We start from the raw sequence: 21,862 nt of genomic DNA on the forward strand, positions 1-21,862 counted from the left end.
ACACTAAACCAACCCGACACGCCCGAAAAATACACACAATTTGGGTATTAACCCAAAAATCGGGTGGGTGGCATTGTTCATGCCACCCACCCGAAATGCTTAGGCGAACCCGTTAAATCGGGCTACTTAAATGTTCCGCCAAGCAATACCACTACCAGGAAGATCGAAGCTTTCCTCGCGACCTCCCGGCAAATAAACTACCGTTGATTGCGGATTCTCGGTGTTGTTGATGACGCAGTACTTGCCGGCCTTAACGAACTCTGCCACCTCACAATGAGGATTAGAAGAACTCCAGGCAGCATATTTTTCCTCGTTATGAGAAGCGAAGAACAAGACCCGCTCCAACAAACGAGCATTAGCAGCCGAATAGGGAAGACCGGAAATATAAACCCCGCGACCTTTACCGTACTCGTTAGCTGCCAACTGTACCTGCCCGTCCTCAGCGCAAATCAAAGTGGTGTCTTCGCTGATGGGGAAAGTATTTTGAACCGGTTCGCCAAAATCAATCGCCGCCCCCTTATCCAAATCAGCGGTCACGAAATGCTCAGAAACGACCTCGGGGAAATACTTATCGACCGAAAGAGTGTGGTAGCGTTCCTCGTCAATGCCGAGCACATCCGCTAACTGGAAGAAGCGGCCGGGACGGTCACTAGAAGTTGGCTGACCAACCCCCACAAAAGCGCCCCCCTGGCGTACCCAGGAGCGAATAATGGAAACCAGGCGACCATCATTCCACACGTCCCCGCCAGTAAACGCAGTATTGTAAGGGCCGGCGTTAATTAGCACGTCAATATCGCTGGCAATCCCATCACTCAACACGTCCTCGAAACTGATAAAACGCACATTAACCCGCATCCCGGATAGTGCTTCCAAAATGCCGTAATAGGAATGGTTGTATTTATTAGGTAGGGCGTGTGCCACCGTAAATGCTTGCCAAGATCGCATCTTGCCCCAGGCATTCACAATCGCCACGTTCAAAATCCCTTGAGCAGGTTCACTGTCGGTTTGCTCGTGAATATCGCGGAACTCGTTAGCAATATCGGTTACCGTGTCCACAAACTTCGGGAATTTGGCGGCCAAGCTCAAATAACCGCCATAACCCATGCGGGCAATCGGGCTACGCAAAATCGCGCGCCGTGCCTTCCGCCAGTTATCCAAGGCTTCAATACTAGGGTCATTACCCTCGTAGAAAGTATCGGGGAAGAAATAGGGGAGGAAACGACCCTCGGTGTATTTAACCCCGGGAATATCAGAAATCATGCGGGTGGTAGTGCCATCTCCAATCGAACCCACCACTGCGTCTAAACCAAGCTTTTCAAAACCATCACGATAGGGCTCGGTGCCCAGCCACTGATCCCCCAAGAACATCATGGCCTCTTTACCGGCATCATGAGTGTCCTTGACCATGGTTTTCACGTTTTCATGGACGAAATCAGAGACGAAATCAATCCAATCTAACTGCGCCTTGCTGGGGATACAGAAAGTCGAATTATAGGTTCCGCCATTTACGAAATCTTCAGGGCGAATCTGGTATCCCTTGGCTTTTTCAAACTCGGCCAGAGCTTCCGGTGACACGGTTGCCGCATAGCCAAACCAGTCCACAATTTTTTCCCGATGTTTCTCATCAAAAACCAGGGTGAACTGGTAAAAGAAAGTGGTAAACCGTACCACATCGGTTTGGGGATTATCCTTTAGCCACTTACGGAAAGTGTCCATCACGAACTGGTGGGTTTCGGGGTTACGAATATCGAAAGGAATCTCGTGTTCCTTGTCCCCCCAATCATTAGTCAGGTGGTTATACATTTCCACCGGATCCCAAATGATATAAGCCAGGAAAGTCACTGTGTATTCGTGCATCGGCTTGGCATCAGAAATCTTCACTACCTGCAAGGTGAAATCAACATCCCAGTTGCCAGGATCAACAACCTCACCAGTGGTACGGTCAATAACTTCCCAGTATTTCTTGGGATCTGCGTCTTGGTTAGCCTGCAACTGTTCGCTATAGAAACGTTGCATATAGGGAATAGACACTGAATCAGCTTCCGCTAGTACCCGCTGAGATAGCAGGTAAATCTGCGGGGTCTGCTCCATATGTTTACTGATGAACTCGTTATGTCCACGGGTGGGGAAATATGCCGAATAGACTTTTTTCCCGAGCTTCAGCACGTCCTCGTCAAGGTGAGTACCATCTGCGTTACGGATGGCGTCAGCGCCCCAAAGTTCGCCGATACGTGCGGTTTCTTCTGCAAAGTTTTCTTCACTGGGAAGAGTAAAACGACCGGTTGTCATCTTTTTCTTTCTGGTAGTAACTGGAAAATAAACGATTGGTATAGGTAGCTAGCAAAGCACTTAATTATAAGATTTGATAGCCGTGATATACCCCAAAAATGCAGGGAAAAATTACATCACTACCAGGCGGTATCCCATGCCACGGACGGTTACGATGCGTTCCGAACCAATCTTGCGGCGCAGGTAACGTACATATACATCCACCACATTCGAGCCGGGGTCGAAATCGTATCCCCAAACCATATCTAGTAGTTGGGAACGAGAAAGAACCTGGTCAGGGTGTTCCATGAAGGCTTGTAGCATCGTGAACTCGCGGGCTGAGAGCTCTACCGGTTCCCCGTCAATGGTGGCGCAGCGGGTACGCAAATCCAGGTGCAGACCCCCCACATTGATTTGCACCATATTGGTGGGATCTTCAGAATTGGCGGTCTTCAGCCGCAGCCGGATCCTCGCTAGCAGCTCCTCGAAACGGAAAGGCTTCGACATATAATCGTCAGCACCCTGTTCCAGACCGGAAACAGTGTCCTCTACCGATGAACGGGCGGTCAATACAATAATCGGTAAAGTGGCTCCCTGACCGCGAATCTGCTCTAGTACTTCGAAACCGTCCATATCGGGAAGGCCGATATCGAGGACGATTAGGGAATAATCGCCGCCTAGAGCCCCCGAGATCGCGTCTGCACCTTTGTCGACTACAGTCACGTTGTATCCGGCGGAAGTTAGTCCTTTAGCGACAAAAGAGGAGATGCCGGGCTCGTCCTCTACCACCAAAATACTGGTCATGTTTTATTCTCCTTGTAATTCATCTTTGCAATCATCATTTGAAATCGGCAGGCTGATATTAAAGACCGAACCAACTGAAAGCGCGGATCGGACTTGCAGAATTCCCCCATGGGCTTGCGCTATGGCGTTTACGATGGAAAGCCCCAGACCGGATCCCGCATAGGAGTGATTGACCCGCATGAAACGGCTAAAGACTTGCTCTTGATCTTTGGGGTCAATACCGATTCCCTGGTCACGTACCCACAGGTTGAGGCGGTGGGTGCCTTCCACCGGGGGAACTTGCGAGAGCATCTGCAGGCTGGGAGCGGTGATAGTGTCGGCGGGCACCGGATTACCTTGCTGATCCAGTAGGGGTTGCTGATAATCAATCCCCGCCCCCAGAGCAATTACGGTGCCGGCGGTAGCAAACTTAGAAGCATTTTGGGCGAGGGCGAGTAATGCTTGCTGCAGGCGTTGGGGATCAGCGGTGGTGGGGACGATGGTGAGGTTATCGATTCGCCAGTTGAAATTGCCTAATTGGGTGGCATTTTCGAAGACATCCATCAGTAAATCGCCGATATCTACCCGTTCGGGACGGATAAAGTCGGGGCGATCACTCTTGGCAACGGTAATCAGGTCTTCGGTTAGCCGGTGCATTCGCGAGAGTTCTTCTAAAGCCAGTTCGCGGGTGCGGGCAGTATCTTGAGGGTCGCCAGGGTTTAGCAGTTCTAGATGCCCGCGAACCACGGTTATGGGGGTGCGCAGCTCATGCCCCACATCATTTAGCAGATCGCGTTGCTCGTCGAAACTGGACTGCAGGCGGGCAATCATCGAGTTCATCTGCCGGGTAACATCTGCTAGGTCATCATCACCTTCTACCGGCAAACGCTTAGTTAGATCCTGTTCGCTGGTAATAGACGCCATCAAATTTCGCAACCTGCCAATAGGGGCAAGCAGTGACTGGGAAGCGCGTACATTTACCAAACCCACCAGGGCTAAGACCAAGAAGGAAATGCCAGCAAACAATAACAGTTGGGTTTGAGTCGGGGTAATATCAGCCGAATAGTTAGAGACGATCGCCAGCAGGGCATCATCGGTATCGGCTGCGCTAATCGGCACCATTCCCACCGCATAGGTGGCCTGATCGGTGCGGAGCATAAACATTCTGGCCGAGTTGATATCGGAATAGCTGGCTAGTTCTGCCAAAAGTTGCGCATCTTGATGGGCGGCGGAATCGCGCGCACCTTTTTGCCCAATTAATTGCCCGGCCGAAAATCCCAACAGACTACCGTTGTAGGGCGCATCTTCGGCAGCAATGAACTTACTTAAGGCATCTTTGGCTGAAACTATTCCTCCGTTTGATTTGCCACTTTCGGCTTTTACGAAATTGCGCAGATCATTGGTGATTAGCTCGGTTTGAGAACGCTCGGCGTGGGAGATTTGAAACATTCCACTGACCAACATAATCAGCCCTACGATGGTGAGTGCGAATCCGGAAATCAATACCGAATGCACCAGCATCCGGTTACGCAGGTTAGTAATCCGCAACTTGGGGGTATTGCTTTGAGGCTTGATAGTTTTTTCCACTACCCGCCGGGGACGACTTTGATAGGCGGCGCGTTCCCCAGAGGGCGGCGGGGTGGTTGCTACGGGCGGTAGGGAGGGGGAAAGAGGGGAAGGTGGGGCAGCGTTGGCAGGGTTGAGGATCTGCGGCAAGGGCTGATCCCCAGGTAATTGCACGGCAGGACGAGGCTGACTAGCCGCCAGCGTAGGGGGAGCCGGAACTGGGGAACCGCTAGAGCCTCCGGGATAGCTATTGCCCGGGTAGCTGAGTTTCTCACTCATGGCTGTCCCCCTTATTGGGAGCGGGAGCACTGGGGGGAAGCTGCGGAGCTTGCTGGGTAGCAACCGGAATCTGGGGTTCAAAGTTGACTGCCGGGCCCAAATCATAGACTCCGTTTAGCACCATAGCCCGCGTTCCGATTAAAACCGCAAGACAAAGGGCGGTACAGACAATTGCCACTGCTGCAAACTTGCGCACTTCGCCGCCCTCTCTGGTGATAGCCGTTCGGTTGGGGCGTTCAGGCGCCCCTCTCTCTAATCATTATAGATTAAAGAGAGGGTAGTAAGGACAACCTATTTTACTTGATTAAGAAAATCGACTATGCGGCCGACGCCTTCTTCTAGATCTTCATCGCTTAACGCGTAGGAAAGCCGGAAGAAACCGGAAGGGCCAAAGGCCTCGCCAGGAACGACCGCCACTTCGACTTTGCGGAGCATTAGATCAGCCAATTCGGCGGAAGTCTGTGGGGTTTCGCCCGCGATTTCGCGTCCCAAAATACGTTCTACACTGGGGTAACAGTAAAAAGCGCCATGCGGCATAGGGACTTCGAGGTCTGGGACCTGGCGTAGTAGCTCCACCATCCGCTGACGCCGCCGATCGAAGACCTCTCGCATCTGCTGAACTTTGTCGAGCGGACCGCTCACGGCCGCCAATGCCGCCCGCTGCGCAATATTCGAGACGTTCCCGGTGGTGTGGGATTGGAAAGCGGCGCAGGCTTTGATTACATCCGGCGGAGCTATCATCCAACCGACTCTCCAGCCGGTCATGGCATAAGTTTTGGCTACCCCGTTTAGCACCAGAGTTTGTTTTGCCAGTTCCGGAACCAGTTTCACAATATGTTCGGCATGAATCCCGTCATAGATTAGGTGTTCGTAGATCTCGTCCGTGATCACCCAGATCCCGTTGTCTAATGCCCACTGGCCAATAGCTTTTAGTTCATTCGCGTCATAGACCGCGCCGGTGGGGTTAGAGGGGCTGACTATTAAAAGAGCTTTAGTCTTCTCAGTTTTAGCGGCGTCTAGTTGTTCGACCGTCACCTTATAGTGTTGATCTGCTCCAGCCATTACCGAAACCGGAACCCCGCCGGCGATCTTGATAACTTCCGGGTAAGTCGTCCAATAGGGGGCGGGCATTAGGACTTCGTCGCCGACCTCTACTATGGCCGAGAAAGCCTCGAAAACTGCCTGTTTGCCACCGTTAGTAACAATGATTTCGGTATTGGGGTCAACTTCGTAACCAGAATCCCGCAGGGTCTTCTTCGCGATCGCTTCCCGCAACTGGGGCAGGCCTTTCCCCGGGCTGTAATGATGCATAACGGGATCCGCGCAAGCAGCCTGTGCGGCCTCAACAATATAGTCAGGGGTAGAAAAGTTGGGTTCCCCGGCGCCAAATCCGATTACCGGGCGTCCCTGAGCTTTGAGTTCTTTCGCGGCCGCATCCACTGCCAGAGTGGCAGAAGGAGATATTTGCGCAAGACGATTCGAGATTCTGTGTTCTAGCTGTTTGTGCATATCCCCATTTTGCCACGTCTGGCGATTGTTTACCTGCTACGACCAAAATGTGTAGTTGATTGTGTCCGGTGTGGTTGTCAGTAGTAGCCGCTAGCTTGCCGAGGGGAGTCAGAATATGCGTTTTTCCCCACTATGTGCCCGTAGGTTGGACGTGACCAGTAAAACCCCATAAACTTATTTAGCACCGTATTCGGTCAGCCTGATGGCTGGAAGGGCAGTGGCGCAATTGGTAGCGCAACGGTCTCCAAAACCGTAGGTTGTGGGTTCGAGTCCCGCCTGCCCTGCAAATTTGAAACCTGTGCCGGGCCCGGTACAGGACGAAATAGGGGCTTCGACGGGAGCTCCAAGACAGCAAGTGAGGAAACGATCTTGGCACCTAACGAGGGCGCAGCCTCCGTAGAGGCAGACGCAAAAGCGACAAAAAATGGTTTTTGGGGTCGCATCGTGCAGTTCGTGCGACAGGTCATTGCCGAGTTAAAAAAAGTTGTTTGGCCCACCCGCGATGAACTCACCACTTTCTTTGTGGTTGTGATTGTGTTTGTGCTGGCAATGATGGCTTTTTCAGGAGTTGTCGACGTCATCACCGCCTGGCTAGTAACCAAGGTATTTGGCGGTTAATTAAGGAGCAAGAATTGCAAACAGGCAATAAGGAGCAGGAAGAAAACACTGTGAGCAACGATCCCGTATTCTCCTCAGAGGCAGGTGCCTCCGCTGAAGTGAGTGCACAGGCTGCTGATAATGAGCAACCGGTGGCAGCAGAAACCGAGGCCAGGGTAGAAAACACCCCAGAAGAGCCGGCCGCTCCCGCTGAAGAAGCTTATGCCGAACCAGCAACCGTTCCCGCACAGATAGAACTCACGGATACCCCCCAAGATCAAGAGCTCGCCCCCTCGGCTACTGCGGAAGAGCTTTCTAAGGCTGAACAAGACAAGTTGCGCGAGGAACTTGAGTTTCTGCCCGGCTACTGGTACGTTCTGCATACCTATTCCGGATATGAGCGGCGGGTGAAAGCCAATCTGGAACAGCGAATCGTTACTTTCAATATGGAAGATCAGATCTACCAGATTGAAGTACCGATGGAAAAAGTCGTCCAGGTGAAATCCACTGAACGTAAAGTGGTGGATCGGGTACGGATTCCCGGTTACGCCCTCGTGCGGATGGAAGCAGTCGAGGACGCCCCCGATGCTTGGCGGGTAGTTAAGGACACGCCCGCGGTCACCGGATTCGTGGGTGATTCGCAGCATCCGATGCCTTTGACCGAGGACGAAGTAGTTTCCATGTTGGCGCCTACTCCTGCCTCCATTAAGGCTGCGGAACTGCAAGATGAGCGCGCCAGCCAGGCCAAGCAGCCGGAACAGCCAGTTATTGAGGTTGATTTCGAGGTCGGAGAGAACGTAACTGTTACCGACGGCCCGTTTGCGACTATGCCGGCTACCATTTCAGAGATCATGCCTGACCAGCAGAAACTTAAAGTTCTGGTGGTTATCTTTGATCGCGAAACTCCGGTAGAGCTTGGATTTAACCAGGTAGCAAAGATTTAATTGCTCACAGTGAGCAGTCCTAATTGGTTGTAAGGACGGGTGCGCCCTTAGAATGGACGACTGTGCTGGTAGTTTTTCTACGGAAAAATTGCCAGACCGCAAAGAGTTTCCGGCAACCGCCGGGAAAGTAAAATCAAGAAATTATATTGAGAAGGACCCTATATGCCTGCCAAGAATAAAAAGGTAATCGGCCTGATCAAGTTACAGATCGAGGCCGGTGCTGCAAACCCGGCGCCTCCAGTAGGCCCCGCGCTTTCGCAGCACCAGGTAAATATCATGGAGTTCTGCAAGGCCTACAATGCGGCTACGCAGGATCAACGCGGGAACGTGATCCCGGTAGAAATCAGTGTCTACGAAGATCACTCCTTTGACTTTGTTCTCAAGTCCCCGCCGGCTGCCCAGTTGATTAAGAAAGCTGCTGGGATCGCTAAGGGCTCTGGTACTCCGAACACCAATAAGGTGGCAAAGCTGACCATGGCCCAGGTTAAAGAGATTGCCGAGCAAAAGAAGGATGACCTGAACGCGAATGATATCGATGCGGCCGCAAAGATTATCGCGGGAACGGCTCGTTCAATGGGAGTTGTCGTCGAGGGCTAGCCTGGCGAACAGCTAAAAAAGACTATAAACCGTGGAGGGGAATGTGCGCCCTCACCACAACCTGCAAGGAGAAAAGCAGATGAAAAAGCACTCGAAAGCCTTTAACCAGGCTGCTGAGAAAGTTCATAAGGATCGTCTCTACCAACCGCTAGAGGCTTTCCGCTTGGCCAAGGAAATTTCTTCCACCAAGTTCGATTCCACCGTTGACGCGGTTTTCCGGCTCACGGTTGATCCGCGTAAATCGGATCAGATGATCCGGGGCACCGTTTCTTTGCCTAATGGCACTGGTAAGACCGTTAGGGTCCTGGTTTTTGCCAATAGCCCCAAGGACAAGGAAGCGTTAGAGGCTGGAGCCGACGAAGCCGGCGGCGATGAACTGATCGAAAAAGTGCAAGGTGGATACTTGGACTTTGATGTGGCGGTAGCTACCCCGGACATGATGGGTAAAGTGGGACGCCTCGGTCGCGTTCTCGGCCCGCGTGGCTTGATGCCGAACCCTCGTACCGGCACCGTCACTATGGATGTTGCTAAGGCAGTTAAAGAGATCAAGGGTGGTCGTATCGACTTTCGGGTTGATAAGCACGCCAACCTACACGTAGTGCTGGGTAAGAGCTCTTTCGATGCCGAGAAGCTGGCAGAGAACTATCAGGCAGTTCTGGATGAGATCCTGCGTCTGCGTCCGGCAGCCCTAAAGGGTCTGTACATCAAGAAGATCGCCGTTTCTACTTCGATGGGGCCGTCCATCCCCTTGGATAGCTCGCTGACGAAAGATCTAGCGACTGACGATCCTCGCTAAGGATTGCATGCCCGCCTTAGGGCAAAGGCACAATAGCTGAAAATCAAAGGGATCCCGCCGGTGGAAAAATCCACCGGCGGAACCCCTTTTTTTGCTGTCCACGGATTAGCGCTAGATGTGAGGCTGGCTCGGTAAAAGCGCTCGGGGGACCCCGGTGACCCTCGCTTCGCTCGGCTCAAGCCCCCTCTCGCATCTTTTACCGGCCACGCCCCCAGGTAGGAAAATCGGCCGAAGTAGCAGTTATCAAAGGTGCTCTGCCGGCGCGCTAAATCATAATGGCTGCGGCAATTTGATTATCGATACTGTAGCGGCTGTCTTTGATCACCACGATGCACATTTTCCGTTTACGGGAAATAACCGTGATTTCTTGGCCACTGTAGCATCCTAAGCGAAACAGGAAACTATCCATCTCGGGGTCATCGGTAGCTATATCTTTGACGATATAGGTTTGACCTTCGATAGCTTCCAGAAGATTCATTCTTTCCTTAGTCTGGCAGGCCTCTTTTGTCTGGCACGCTAGTGACAGTGACATTTCGGTTCACCTGCTTGGTTAGTGATACCTACTATTTGCAGATTATGACGGTTTCCGGAGCTGGGTGCAACCTCGGGATTGAAAGTGCAGGAGGAGGAAATCGGGCAACCGATACATTTGGTGCCTTTGCGCTTCTCTTTGACGATATAGGTGATGGCTCCACTGACAATCGCCACTAGTGCCAGGCTGGCAATAATTGTACTCAATTCGCTTCCTCTTTCTTAGGCGGCTTTCTCAACTTGTTGGTGCAGGTTGTATTGAGCGGAGAAATTGGCGTGAATCTGCCGGGAGATTAGGGTAATCACCCCGGCCATTATGGCTACTGCCAGTAGCCCCGGGAGGAATCCGGCCGCCAGGTGCCCGTACACCACCAGCGTTCCCACTTGATTGACCAGGAAGGCAATGGTGTAACCGGTGCAGAACTGCAATCCGATGGCGCTCCACAACCAGCGACGATCGCGCATCTCGGAGTTCATGGCGCCGATAGCGGCGAAGCAGGGCGGGGTGTACAGGTTAAAGAACAGGTAGGCGAGGGCGCTTACCGAGGTAAGCCCCATAGTGGCAGCAACGGTGTTGGCTCCACCAGTCATTGCTAGTTCATCGGTATCGATAAAGCGGGTTAGACCATATACCACCGCCAAGGTGCCGACTACGTTTTCTTTGGCGATAAACCCAGTGACCGCAGCCGCTGCCAGCTGCCAGGTGCCAAAACCTAGTGGAATGAGCAAGAAGGAGAAGGGGGTAGCAATAGAAGCCAGGATCGAAGTGTTTTCCGCACCCTCTTCGACTACTTGGAAACTCCAATTGAAGGTTTGCATAAGTTGGACTACCAGGTTACACACCAAAATGATGGTAGCGGCCTTAATAATGTAAGCCTTCGCCCTTTCTAGCATCGACAAGGTGGCATTCCACAGGGAAGGAACCCGGTAACGAGGTAGTTCCATGATGAAGAAAGTTTTCCGGAACTTGTGTCCGGTGACCATCTTTACCAGTAGTGCCCCCAGGAAAATCAGGCACAGCCCTACAAAGTAGCTGACCCAACTCACCCAAGCAGACCCGGCAAAGAAGGCTCCACCAAATAGCGCAATCACCGGGATTTTTGCTCCACAGGGTATGAAGGAAGCTAGCATCGCGGTGGCGCGACGTTCGCGTTCATCGCGGATGGTCCGGCAGCTCATAATCCCGGGAATGGCGCAACCGGTGCTGATGACGATGGGGATTACAGATTTACCGGATAGCCCCACCCGCTTGAAGATGGGATCTAGAACGGCACTTACCCGTGCCATATATCCGGATTCCTCTAATAGTGCCAGCAGGAAGTACATCACCATCACTAACGGGAGGAATCCGATTACCGCACCTACCCCGCCAATGAGACCGTCGGCAATGATGGTGCGTAACAGGGCAGGAGAATCCGCCATTTGTTCGCTGACCCAGTCTTGGAAGGCTTCGATCCAGCCGACTAACCAGTCGGCGATAAGGGGGCCAAGATAAGTTTGAGAAATCGCAAATACCGCCCACATAATCGCCGCGAAGATTGCTATCCCCGCAAATTTGTTGGTTAGTACCGCGTCTAGGGTGTCTTGACGAGTGTGAGCGGCAACTTTCACTTTCCGGGTTTCGACCGCGTCCACTACCGAGTCTACGAACTGGTAGCGGCGCCGGTCTTCTATATCGACTGCCTGCTTATCGGTAAGATCAATATCTGCTTGCAGGTAGGGGGCTTTTTGTTTTTTCCCTTCCTGAGTAAAAACTGCGCGCAGAACCTGATCTAGGCCGTTGTTCTCTTTTGCGGTGGAAACCGTAGGTATTACCGGGCATCCCAGTTCACGTTGCAGCTTCTGGGCGTCAATCTGGGTCTGTTCCTTATCGTTAATATCGCTCTTATTGAGGGCGACTACGATAGGAACCCCTAACTCCAGCAGTTGGGTAGTAAAGAATAGCGAGCGGCGCAGATTGGTGGCATCAACGATATTGACAATAGCGTCCGGGGCCGCGTCATGAACGTATTTACTGGTGATGGATTCTTCCGGGGTAAAGGGGGACATGGAGTACGCACCGGGCAAATCCACGGCCGTGGCATCGCGATTACCGCTGAGCTCATTTCTTAGTTTAGCCTCAGCTTGTCCGACGGTAACCCCACCCCAGTTGCCTACCTTGGCCTTTTTCCCGGTTAATGCATTAAACATAGTGGTCTTGCCGCTATTAGGATTGCCAGCAAAGGCGATTCTCATAACCCAGTCCTCTCGTGAATTCGTAATATTAATTCGGGAACTTATGTTCACCTAACGAATTACGACAATAGTCATTGTAAGGTAAACCTTACTAGGACGTAAAGCCCGGAATATACCTGAGGCAGCAATAAAACAGCACCGCCAAGGGGAGAGGGATTCTAATAAATTACTATCCTGAATCCTTTAAGGAACCTTTTTGCTCTGGCAAGCTCAATGCCACGCAGGTAAGTTTGCGTTCGCTCTTATCCTGCCAAGTAGTTTCGGTAGGGGTTAGTGGATACAAATCCCACTTGGAATCGCGATAACTAATCCCCACAAAACCTTCGAACTCTCGGGCGCATTCTTTAAGCGCCAGGTCGTAAAGCTGCTTTTGTCCCGGGTAGCTATTGCCCGATAGCTTCTTTATGCCCACCACTTGTGAGTTATGGGAGTGTTGGCAATCTACCCGTTCCACCTGTCCAGCGGGTTGCGCACCGGTGAGCACTTCCTCTGCCATGTTAAAACAGTCGCCCACTTTAAGATCAGAAGTGGCAACTGGTTGCGAAGCGCATCCGCTCAAGAATCCGCAGTTTGCTAGAGCCAGGGCACAAAAAAGGGTAAGGTACCGTTTCAACTGGGCAAACGGATAGGCACTCATCACTTACAGATTATCCCTTAATAGGGGAAAACTGCGTGGATCAGGAAATAACTGATAGCGCCAATGAGTGCGGCGCCGGGCAAAGTCAGCACCCAGGCAATCGCAATATTGCCGGCAACTCCCCAACGTACTGCAGAAAGGCGCTTAGTGGCTCCCACCCCCATGATGGCGGAGGAAACCGACTGCGTAGTGGAAATCGGAGCGTGCCAAACGAATGCGGTCAAATAGAGAATGGTAGCGGAAGTAGTTTCTGCCACGAAGCCGTGGGCGGGAGTAACGTCAATAACCTTCGATCCTAAGGTGTGCATGATTCGCCCACCGCCGAAGTAGGTGCCCAGAGAAATCGCACCGGCGGCAGCCAGTTTTACCCAAAAAGGAATCTGCATGGAGCCATTGGCGTCGGTAGCATGATAGCCGGCAGCTAGTAGCGCCATAGTAATAATTCCCATGGTTTTTTGGGCGTCCTGCAAACCGTGACCAAGCGCCATCGCTGCCGCGGAAAAGCGTTGCAGGAAACGGAAGTTGTTCATAGTGCGGTGATAGCTGGCTCGTTGGAGCGCCGAAAGTAAAAACCGCATGACGAAATAAGCCGTGAAAAACCCGATTAGAGGCGAAACTACCATAGGAATTAGTACGTGATTGACTATCCCCATCCATTTCACAGTGATAGTCGCGGCCAGTCCCACTCCCGCCATGCCTCCGATCAGGGCGTGGGAAGACGAAGATGGCAGCCCGAAATACCAGGTGATGATATTCCAGGCGATTGCCCCGACCAGCGCCGCCAGAATTACCACCAGCCCATGGTGGCGGTCAGCCAGCGAAGTGGATTCGGTGAAATGGGAAATATCAATAATCCCGTTACCGATGGTTTGGGCTACGCCGGTGCCTAGCATCGCCCCGATAATGTTCATGATTGCCGCCATTAAAAGAGCGGCTTTAGGGCGCATTGAGCGGGTAGAAACACAGGTAGCGATGGCATTAGCGGCGTCATGGAAGCCATTGGTGAAATCGAAGATTAAGGCAATGGCGACGACCGCGATCACCAACCCCAAGGTGATATCCACGGTTTAAGACTCCTTGATGTAGATAGCCTCAACCGCGTTGGCTAAGGTTTCAAAGGAATCACACGCGGTTTCTAGCGACTCGATTACGTCCTTAATCTTGATTACGTATATAGGGTCAGTTTCGGAAGCAAATACTTCTGCCAGCATCTTCCGGTACTGTTTGTCGCCCTTGTTCTCTAGGCTGTTAATGTGCACCGTGAAATCTTTAAGGTCGCGTCCTCCCCGCAGCTTGGGAATGGCGAGAGCTGTTTCCTGGGCGCATTCACGCAAAATATTTGCCTGCTTTTCTAGCCTGCGAGGAATATCCTGAATCTCGTAGAGGACGATTAAGTCTCCGGCCTCATCGATTCCGTCCATGCAATCATCCAAGGCGCCGGTTAGCAGGGAGATATCTTCCCGATCCATGGGAGTAACGAAAGTTGCATTCAGCATGCTCATGGTGCGGTGAGTAATCACGTCTGAGTCATGCTCTAGATCGTGGAGTTGGGAGCGTAGCTCCTTGCGTTCCTCGAAAGAATCAACCTGGGTGATTTTCAACAATAGTTCGGATGCGGCATCTAAGTTTTGTGCCGCTTTCGTGAATAGGTCGAAGAAATCTTCTTCTTTCTGCTTCTTCTTGAACAGCATTCGTGCCTCCTTGGCGAAGAACCATCCGCCTTTAGAGTATCCAACTTTTGTTCGTAATCTAAAATTCTACTTCCGTTAACTTTTTGGGGAAATAAATCTGGATTTAACTGCAAAAATACTAACGAGAGGTGGTAGTGTATCTGGGGTTTTGCTGGCCAAGGGGCGGTAATCAAATGGGAGTTTAAGCACCGGATAACCGGCGATGTTGGTAGGGAGCTAGAAACTGAAGGAAAAATGCGGACTAACGGCCTAAAAAGGGTATCTTCCCAAATTTGTTTACTTGCGAAAATGGGGAAGTAAGGTCAGGGTAATAGGACAGGAAAGCCCCGGTAGGCTTTATCCTGCATTATGACTTTTTATTAGAGAACGGCAATGCTAAATTGGTTGATATATAACGACACATAGTTAGATAAAATGATGCTAGTTTTCCCTCCGACTATGTGATGAGGTAGCCGTGAAACGCACAGGAAGTAACATGAACGGTAAAAATGCTGATTTGAACACTGCGGATAATGACATTCAGCCTAGTCAGCTAGCTGCTGATCATGGAAACACCGGCACTGCTACTAGCGAAAGCGGCAAAGTTTCGGTTCTTAATAGACGTACCCTAGGGGTGGCTTCGGTTCTGGGGCTACTGTTCGCGTCCTTGTTGGCGGGCACTTTATTTTTTACTTCCGCAGATGATTCCGCTTCCCCGGCTCCCAAGGTTGACGCTAATACTGTTTCCGACAATACCGTGTCTGCGCATGCTCAGATAAAACCGGCGGAGTTCTCTACCGCTAACAGCTTTTACCATTCAGTTCTAGACCCTGTTAATGTTTCCGCTAGCCCGAAGGCAGGGAGGGCATTGGCAGCTTCCCGCAATCAGGGAGCTGCTGAAACTTCCGCGGCTCAAAGTACCTCTGCGAATAGCGCGCGCTCGCAATGCTCGGGCGCTGCTTGCCTATCCCCCAGGCGCGCCCCGGTAGCTACCGGAGTGAAGTTGAAGTTGTTTAAGTTGGGGGTTGCGGATTCTGCGACTGTGACTAGGTGTACGCGTAGTAGGCTTTGTACTGCTGCTGATGGTGAGATTGTTGGTGGTGCTAGGTTTGCCTTGTATGAGGGTAGGACTGTTGATGAGACTAAACTGATAGATACGTATACCGTTGGTGAGGGCGGGTTTGAGCTTCCTGGTTTGCAGGCGGGTAAGAATTATACGTTGAAAGAGGTTGCGGCTCCTGCGGGGTATATTTTAAATCCTAATTCTTATACGCTTATGGTTGGTGCTGATGGTCGTGTTGGTTATCGGACAGGTAAAATAATTAGGTATCCCAATGGTGAGTTCTACATCCCGAACCTGAAGGCTCCGGTTCCTGAGGTTTGGTTGTTTAAGTTGGGGGTTGCGGATTTAGCGGTTTGTTCGTGGGGTTCTTGTTCTGCCGATGTTGCTGGTAGTGAGATTTTGGGTGGCGCTACGTTTGCCTTGTATGAGGGGACTGCGGCTGATGAGGCTCATAAGGTTGGGGAGACTTTTACTGTTGGTCAGGATGGTTTGAAGATTCCTGGTTTGCAGGTGGGTAAGACTTACACGTTGAAAGAGGTTGCGGCTCCCGAGAATTATGACATTAATCCTGCTACGTACACGTTTGAGGTTGATGCTGATGGTAAGGCTAAGTATCAAACGGATAATGGTTCGGAGTTTTTTGTAGATAATAAGATTTATTTCCCTAATAAGAAAGCTGCGCCTCCTGCGGTGAAGTTGAAGTTGTTTAAGTTGGGGGTTGCAGATTCTGCGCTTGTGAGGAAGTGTATGACTCCTAGAACGTGGTGTTCTGCTGGCGATGGTGAGCTGGTTGCGGGTGCTAAGTTTGCCTTGTATAAGGGTTCAGTGAGTGAGGCTAATAAGGTTGGGGAGTATACCGTTGGTAAGGACGGTCTTGAGCTTTCTGGTTTGCAGCAGGGTGCTAATTATACGTTGAAAGAGGTTGAGGCTCCGGCGGGTTATGAGCTGAATCCTGATACTACAGTCTTTAAAGTCTTTGCTGATGGTAAAGTCGGGGGCCTGAATGGTAAAAGGTATAAATACTTCGATAATAACGAGTTCTACTTCCCGAACCTGAAGGCTCCGGTTCCTGAGGTTTGGTTGTTTAAGTTGGGGGTTGCGGATTTAGCGGTTTGTTCGTGGGGTTCTTGTTCTGCCGATGTTGCTGGTAGTGAGATTTTGGGTGGCGCTACGTTTGCCTTGTATGAGGGGACTGCGGCTGATGAGGCTCATAAGGTTGGGGAGACTTTTACTGTTGGTCAGGATGGTTTGAAGATTCCTGGTTTGCAGGTGGGTAAGACTTACACGTTGAAAGAGGTTGCGGCTCCCGAGAATTATGACATTAATCCTGCTACGTACACGTTTGAGGTTGATGCTGATGGTAAGGCTAAGTATCAAACGGATAATGGTTCGGAGTTTTTTGTAGATAATAAGATTTATTTCCCTAACCAGAAGAAAGCTGCGCCTCCTGCGGTGAAGCTTAGGTTGTTTAAGTTGGGGGTTGCGGATTCTGCGACTGTGACTAGGTGTACGCGTAGTAGGCTTTGTACTGCTGCTGATGGTGAGATTGTTGGTGGTGCTAGGTTTGCCTTGTATGAGGGTAGGACTGTTGATGAGACTAAACTGATAGATACGTATACCGTTGGTGAGGGCGGGTTTGAGCTTCCTGGTTTGCAGGCGGGTAAGAATTATACGTTGAAAGAGGTTGCGGCTCCTGCGGGGTATATTTTAAATCCTAATTCTTATACGCTTATGGTTGGTGCTGATGGTCGTGTTGGTTATCGGACAGGTAAAATAATTAGGTATCCCAATGGTGAGTTCTACATCCCGAACCTGAAAGTACAGACAATCGATATTTCTCTAAACAAAGTATCCGATAAAGATACCCCCCTAGAGAACGTAAAATTCGATCTATACGAAGCCGATAACCCGGACAAACCATTACAAAACATAACCACCGGAAACGACGGGAAAGCCAACTTAACAGTTATGCCCGGAGGTAAATATCGGTTAGTAGAAACCGCAACCGCCCCCGGATACGCCCTCCTGCCACAGGCAATAGAATTCCAGGTGGATGCGAACGGCACGGTAACAATAGATAAACAAAACGGAAACGTAAACACCGTAACCGGGGGAGACAAAACCCTGAAAGTGGTCAACTATCCCGAAGGAAAACTGCCCTTATCAGGGCAGTCCGGATTCCTGGTTGTATTGCTTAGCGGATTATCCTTATTGTTGGTGGGCGTGGCCATATCCCTCGTGGGAAGAAAACGAAACTAAAACGGCAACGTAGTATTGCCAAACGCGACCCTGTTGGCGGTTTTGGGTAGTAGCTGAGGATCGCGAGGTGAGGGTACTCTGCCCGGGGCTAATAGTTATTTGAGCAATAGTCCTGCGACGCTTCCCTTCCAATTCTCGCTTAACCTAAACCTTGTAAAACTACTTCTCAGCGAACACCGAGCCATGCACGTTCCATAACCATGCCCGGAACTGGTAACAACCACGGTTAGGGGAAAATCTGGTGGCTCAAAAACAGGGCAGTAGGCCGTCATTAGCCCCAAAATAAGCATTTACGGGTTAGTCCCTCCCATTGAGGTATTAATACTATTAACCCGTTTTTGCCCCCCCACGAATGAATCTGGGGTTGGTAAGCGGAGATTCCGCTTACCAACCCCAGATTAATGATTAGCTACTCTAGAGACGTCGGCGCTTAATCGCCACTGCCCCTGCGGCTATCAATACCAAGGCTGCAGCTAGCGCGATTGCCGCATTCGAACCGGTGCCTTCCAAAGCAGGACTGCTGCCTTGAGCATTTGCGTTCCCAGTGGACGCACCGCCGGGCGCTTTCCCTTTACCGTCACCACCGGCGTTTCCATCCGGGGCAGGCTTATCGGAAGTACCCGGTTTACCAGTATCACCCGGCTTATCGCTACCGCCTGGCTTGTCAGTATCCCCAGGAGTATTTTCCTCGGTAACCGTAATCGTGAAAGCTGCGGTCACTGCTTCTTCATCCGGGTTCTCCGCGATAACCTGTACCGAGTATTTTCCAGCTTTAGCCGGTTTCCCGCTAATCACCCCAGTTTGCTTGTCAAAGACTACTCCCGCCGGAAGACCTTTAACTTCCCGAACTGTGCCGTTAGCTACCTTCACCGGTATATCTTTAATCGCCGCGCCTAGCTGCAGACTCTGGTCAGCTATGGGCGCGATTGACGCAGCCGGAGCTGCCGGATCAGCAGTTGGCCACGGATTAGCTGGGGCGCTTTGAACTTTAACTGCTGGCGAAACCGAAATTGGGTTCTCGGGTTGGGCTGGCGCAGTCAAGGTGACAGGCGGCATCTGTGAAGATACACAGATAGCAGCCGCGGACGCGAACTGGTCTTCCCTACCTGCAACCTCATCCCACACGTCGGTAATCAGCAGTTTCACATATTTAGCTTTTACCGGATTGTCATAGTAGGCACGCTGCCAATCGGTTCCATTTTCCCACTGACCCTCTTTTTGCAGCGTCCAACCCGTGATCGCATTGCCGTCTTTCGTGGTGTCAGAGGTGTAAATCTGGTAACTCTTGATGCGACCGTTCACTTTCCCTTGCCGTGAAAGGTACTCGACCGAGAGCATATTGTTAATAGTGCCATCGGGATTAGTTAGTGCCTGTTGCGGACTAAATACCAGCCAGTGAGGCAAACGATCTACTCCGCCAGCCCATTTACTGTGCCAGAAAGTATTGGATTTACCTGATTCGTCTACGCCATCAAATGCGGCTTGTACGCGACCATTATTAGGGCCTTCACCGGTTTTTTCTTCCGAGTCTGCGCTTAAATCGGTAAATCCATCACATACGCGAGGTCCGAGCATTCCGCTCAAATTAACAGTAGTGCTTAGCTCCTCATCCCCCATCTTCCAGGTAAAGGTAGCTCTACCAGTCGTTCCGGTGGTATTTACCAGCTTAAATTTAGCAGTTCCAGTGCCACGCGCAGGTAGCTCAGCCATTTGAACTGTTTCCGGCAGAACCTTCCAGCCTTCACTCACGGTGGCTTTAATTTCTGAGGGCGCGACTTTGGCATTATCGGCAGCTGAGACTGTTACCGTAACTTCCCGCGGTTCAGAGGGATTCACGTCCTTAATCTCTGGCTGATCAACGGTAATCGATTTTTCACGTACCAGGGAGAACAGAGCTTTATCAGCCAGTTTTCCTTTGGTGGCCACCAAATCTTTCGGGAATTGCGCAACCTTGCCGGCGGCTAGATTATTTCCACTCCCAGATAATGATTTTTCCAGCAAAGTGGCGTCAGCCTTTACTTCCGCAGCCGAAACTCCCTGAATATCTACATGTTTCTCGCTGCCGTCAGCTACTGCCAGGTACTGGATTGAAACCGCGTTCCGCAAAGAAACCTTATTATCGGCTTCTACCACTACCTGCCATTTCTGTTGGTTTCTTTCCCGACCGCTAGCAAAAGCATTCTTATAGGTTTCACTGAGCGGGCGGCAAGATACCAAGGTAGGCTGGGCACCAACTTCGCTGACCGCACCTAAATGCTTTGCACCTTCGCTCATCGTCAAGCATTGGCCGGTAGCAGCATTGGAAATCTGATAGTAACCATCATAGGTTTTTGCCAGCTTCCAAGGTCCCTTGGCTACCGGATCCAATTCTGGCAGACCGTATACCCCATCGGGAACCATAGCCGCCTGAACCTTAGAACGGGTAGTAGGATCGCCCAGAGAGTCGATGGTAGCTTTCATACCGTCAGCGCCCTCCCATTTAGGCCAAGGACGAGAAGCTGACCAGGTCATTTGGGCTAAGAACCGCAGAGAATCAGCCGTTATCATCTGGACTTCGTTCTCGGTTTCATTGATGTTATCGGGCCATAGCGATACCCGCGCCCCCAGGAGTTTGTCGTAGTTAGGGTCTATCTGGGCGCCACCATCAAAAGTGCCCACGTTCCAATTTTTATTGTTATACAGGTTATTTGGCTTCATGGCATAGGTGTAACCAGCCGGATCAAAGGCGCGAGACCAATACATTGCTTGGGGAACATTTGTTAGTTGATATCCCCGTTCCGCGAGCTGTTGCGGAGTTAGCGTACCGCCCTTTTTGAACCAATAGTCAATAACAATATCTTTATCCAGCTGGACGTTTGCGGTGTCATAAAGACCATCATTGAAAATCCGCAGATTCTTGCCTTTACCTTTTACATAGGTGTTAATTTCGTTGATAAAGGCGGTAAAAGCATCATTGGCGTTGGCGCTGGGGCCAAAAGCGTCTTGCGCATACTTCGTTAACTGGGGATATAGCTGGTAGCCACCAGTCATGGTGTATTCGTCAGCGCCCATGTGCCAGAATTTCGAGTCGAAAGCCCCGTCATATTCATCGATTAGCTTCTTGATGAAAGCCCGGGCTTTAGGGTTGGAAATATCTAGCTGATCGGGGTGATATCCGCCGTTCTTATCTACCAGTTGGTACTGGGGAGCGTTCTCCAACCAGATATTCATATGGCCTGGTGAGTTGATTTCGGGAATAACGTCAATATTTAGACTCTTCGCTTTAGCGACAAACTTTTTAACGTCCTCGGGGGTGTAGTATGACCAGGTCTGAGTGTCAGGATAGGCATCAGACTTTAGTTTCATCTCTAGGACAATGTTATTGATATGCAAGTCAGCAGCATCATCCAAGAAACGCTCAATCCATTCGGTTGAGATATTGAGCTGGCAGGCACACAGAGTTACCCCCCGTTCTTTATATTTAGGTACTGATACTACCGAGCCTGCCGGTAAGGTTAGCTGTTTTTGACGCATCAACTGGGAAAAGGAACGAGTCCCATAAAACACGCCCGCATCAGTCGCGCCGATGATTTGCACGCCCGAGGAGCCAATCTTTAGCTCAAAGCCTTCTGCCCCTAAATCTTTGCGCATCCTATCTTGCAGTAATTGCACATCAAATTCGGTAGTGCGCTTACCTATTTTCGCGGGAACCGACGAACCTAAATAGGCGCTGAGCTCTGTAGCTAATGCTTTAGCCCGCGCGTTAAGCGCCTGGGTGGAAACTACCCGCGCGCCCTCGGCTAACGTCCAGGTTCCGCCACTAGTTTTCCAAGCATCCAGACTGGGAATAGTTTTCGGTAGGGTAGCGGAGCCGTCAGCTTTATAGGCTCCGAGAGGTTCGGCCGCAGCCGTGGGAGCTGGAAGCGATATCGACAGAGCCAACGCCCCACTTACTAGGGCTACCCCTAAAGGTTTCAATAGTTTTGAGCCTATTCGCTGCCGGCGCTTACTGGCCTTATCAGCTTTGACCCAGGAACATAAAGATGGATTTTTTCGTTTTTGAAGCAACACTGCTACACCTGCTCTGACTTAGATAACTAGCATGAGGAATTATCAGATTTCACAATAGCATATCTCAACAGCTAAAAC

17 protein-coding genes and 1 tRNA gene are annotated in these 21,862 nt (G+C 51.0%); 6 read left to right on the forward strand and 12 right to left on the reverse strand.

What is annotated here, in order from left to right:
* Positions 1-126 precede the first annotated feature (126 nt).
* From gnpA to L0M99_RS08490, 5 genes are all read right to left on the reverse strand, one after another.
* The gene (gene gnpA / locus L0M99_RS08470) at positions 127-2,289 is read right to left on the reverse strand and encodes a 1,3-beta-galactosyl-N-acetylhexosamine phosphorylase (protein ID WP_024060067.1); all 2,163 of its coding nucleotides are present in this window, start codon (positions 2,287-2,289) and stop codon (positions 127-129) included.
* A 111-nt stretch (positions 2,290-2,400) separates the two neighbouring features.
* On the reverse strand, positions 2,401-3,072 hold the full coding sequence (locus L0M99_RS08475; protein ID WP_024060068.1) for a response regulator transcription factor: 672 nt from the start codon (positions 3,070-3,072) through the stop codon (positions 2,401-2,403).
* A 3-nt stretch (positions 3,073-3,075) separates the two neighbouring features.
* Complete coding sequence (locus tag L0M99_RS08480; RefSeq protein ID WP_024060069.1) at positions 3,076-4,896, reverse strand: sensor histidine kinase; 1,821 nt, start codon at positions 4,894-4,896, stop codon at positions 3,076-3,078.
* A complete protein-coding gene (locus L0M99_RS08485) occupies positions 4,889-5,092 on the reverse strand; it encodes a hypothetical protein (RefSeq protein ID WP_024060070.1) in 204 nt (67 codons plus the stop codon). Before L0M99_RS08485 ends, L0M99_RS08480 begins: the two co-directional genes overlap by 8 nt.
* Before the next feature lie 95 nt (positions 5,093-5,187).
* Positions 5,188-6,405: a pyridoxal phosphate-dependent aminotransferase gene (locus L0M99_RS08490; RefSeq protein WP_024060071.1), complete on the reverse strand. Its 1,218-nt coding sequence runs from the start codon at positions 6,403-6,405 to the stop codon at positions 5,188-5,190.
* A 211-nt stretch (positions 6,406-6,616) separates the two neighbouring features.
* On the opposite strand from L0M99_RS08490, the gene L0M99_RS08495 reads away from it, so the two are divergent.
* The 5 genes from L0M99_RS08495 to rplA all read left to right on the forward strand — a co-directional run bounded on the left by L0M99_RS08495 (position 6,617) and on the right by rplA (position 9,339).
* A tRNA-Trp gene (locus L0M99_RS08495) sits at positions 6,617-6,689 on the forward strand.
* 85 nt (positions 6,690-6,774) lie between these two features.
* Positions 6,775-7,023 (forward strand): preprotein translocase subunit SecE, encoded by a 249-nt coding sequence (gene secE, locus L0M99_RS08500; RefSeq protein ID WP_024060072.1) that lies wholly within the window; start codon positions 6,775-6,777, stop codon positions 7,021-7,023.
* A 98-nt stretch (positions 7,024-7,121) separates the two neighbouring features.
* The gene (gene nusG / locus L0M99_RS08505; RefSeq protein WP_316087080.1) at positions 7,122-7,946 is read left to right on the forward strand and encodes a transcription termination/antitermination protein NusG; all 825 of its coding nucleotides are present in this window, start codon (positions 7,122-7,124) and stop codon (positions 7,944-7,946) included.
* Between the two features lie 162 nt (positions 7,947-8,108).
* On the forward strand, positions 8,109-8,543 hold the full coding sequence (gene rplK, locus L0M99_RS08510; RefSeq protein ID WP_024060074.1) for a 50S ribosomal protein L11: 435 nt from the start codon (positions 8,109-8,111) through the stop codon (positions 8,541-8,543).
* A gap of 79 nt (positions 8,544-8,622) precedes the next feature.
* Positions 8,623-9,339, forward strand: coding sequence for a 50S ribosomal protein L1 (gene rplA, locus L0M99_RS08515; RefSeq protein WP_038110638.1), 717 nt, complete (start codon positions 8,623-8,625; stop codon positions 9,337-9,339).
* 265 nt (positions 9,340-9,604) lie between these two features.
* Here rplA and L0M99_RS08520 read toward each other — a convergent pair whose 3' ends face one another.
* From L0M99_RS08520 to L0M99_RS08545, 6 genes are all read right to left on the reverse strand, one after another.
* On the reverse strand, positions 9,605-9,871 hold the full coding sequence (locus tag L0M99_RS08520; RefSeq protein WP_024060076.1) for a FeoA family protein: 267 nt from the start codon (positions 9,869-9,871) through the stop codon (positions 9,605-9,607).
* Positions 9,856-10,077, reverse strand: a complete 222-nt coding sequence (locus L0M99_RS08525) for a FeoB-associated Cys-rich membrane protein (RefSeq protein ID WP_024060077.1) — start codon at positions 10,075-10,077, stop codon at positions 9,856-9,858. Before L0M99_RS08525 ends, L0M99_RS08520 begins: the two co-directional genes overlap by 16 nt.
* Before the next feature lie 15 nt (positions 10,078-10,092).
* Complete coding sequence (gene feoB, locus L0M99_RS08530) at positions 10,093-12,105, reverse strand: ferrous iron transporter B (RefSeq protein ID WP_238128372.1); 2,013 nt, start codon at positions 12,103-12,105, stop codon at positions 10,093-10,095.
* A gap of 169 nt (positions 12,106-12,274) precedes the next feature.
* Positions 12,275-12,742: a septum formation family protein gene (locus L0M99_RS08535; RefSeq protein WP_038110357.1), complete on the reverse strand. Its 468-nt coding sequence runs from the start codon at positions 12,740-12,742 to the stop codon at positions 12,275-12,277.
* A 17-nt stretch (positions 12,743-12,759) separates the two neighbouring features.
* Positions 12,760-13,806 (reverse strand): inorganic phosphate transporter, encoded by a 1,047-nt coding sequence (locus L0M99_RS08540; protein ID WP_024060080.1) that lies wholly within the window; start codon positions 13,804-13,806, stop codon positions 12,760-12,762.
* Positions 13,807-13,809: 3 nt separating this feature from the next.
* Positions 13,810-14,433 carry a DUF47 domain-containing protein gene (locus L0M99_RS08545; protein WP_024060081.1) on the reverse strand — a complete coding sequence of 208 codons (624 nt, stop codon included), beginning with the start codon at positions 14,431-14,433 and terminating at the stop codon, positions 13,810-13,812.
* Between the two features lie 475 nt (positions 14,434-14,908).
* Between L0M99_RS08545 and L0M99_RS08550 the strand changes: the two genes are divergently transcribed.
* Positions 14,909-17,734 (forward strand): MSCRAMM family protein, encoded by a 2,826-nt coding sequence (locus L0M99_RS08550; RefSeq protein ID WP_238128373.1) that lies wholly within the window; start codon positions 14,909-14,911, stop codon positions 17,732-17,734.
* Between the two features lie 414 nt (positions 17,735-18,148).
* Here the strand turns inward: L0M99_RS08550 and L0M99_RS08555 are convergent, their stop codons facing one another.
* A complete protein-coding gene (locus tag L0M99_RS08555) occupies positions 18,149-21,784 on the reverse strand; it encodes a family 20 glycosylhydrolase (RefSeq protein ID WP_238128374.1) in 3,636 nt (1,211 codons plus the stop codon).
* Positions 21,785-21,862: the final 78 nt, after the last annotated feature.

This window comes from Varibaculum cambriense (assembly GCF_022133705.1).
GTDB classification, from domain to species: Bacteria; Actinomycetota; Actinomycetes; order Actinomycetales; family Actinomycetaceae; genus Varibaculum; species Varibaculum cambriense_A.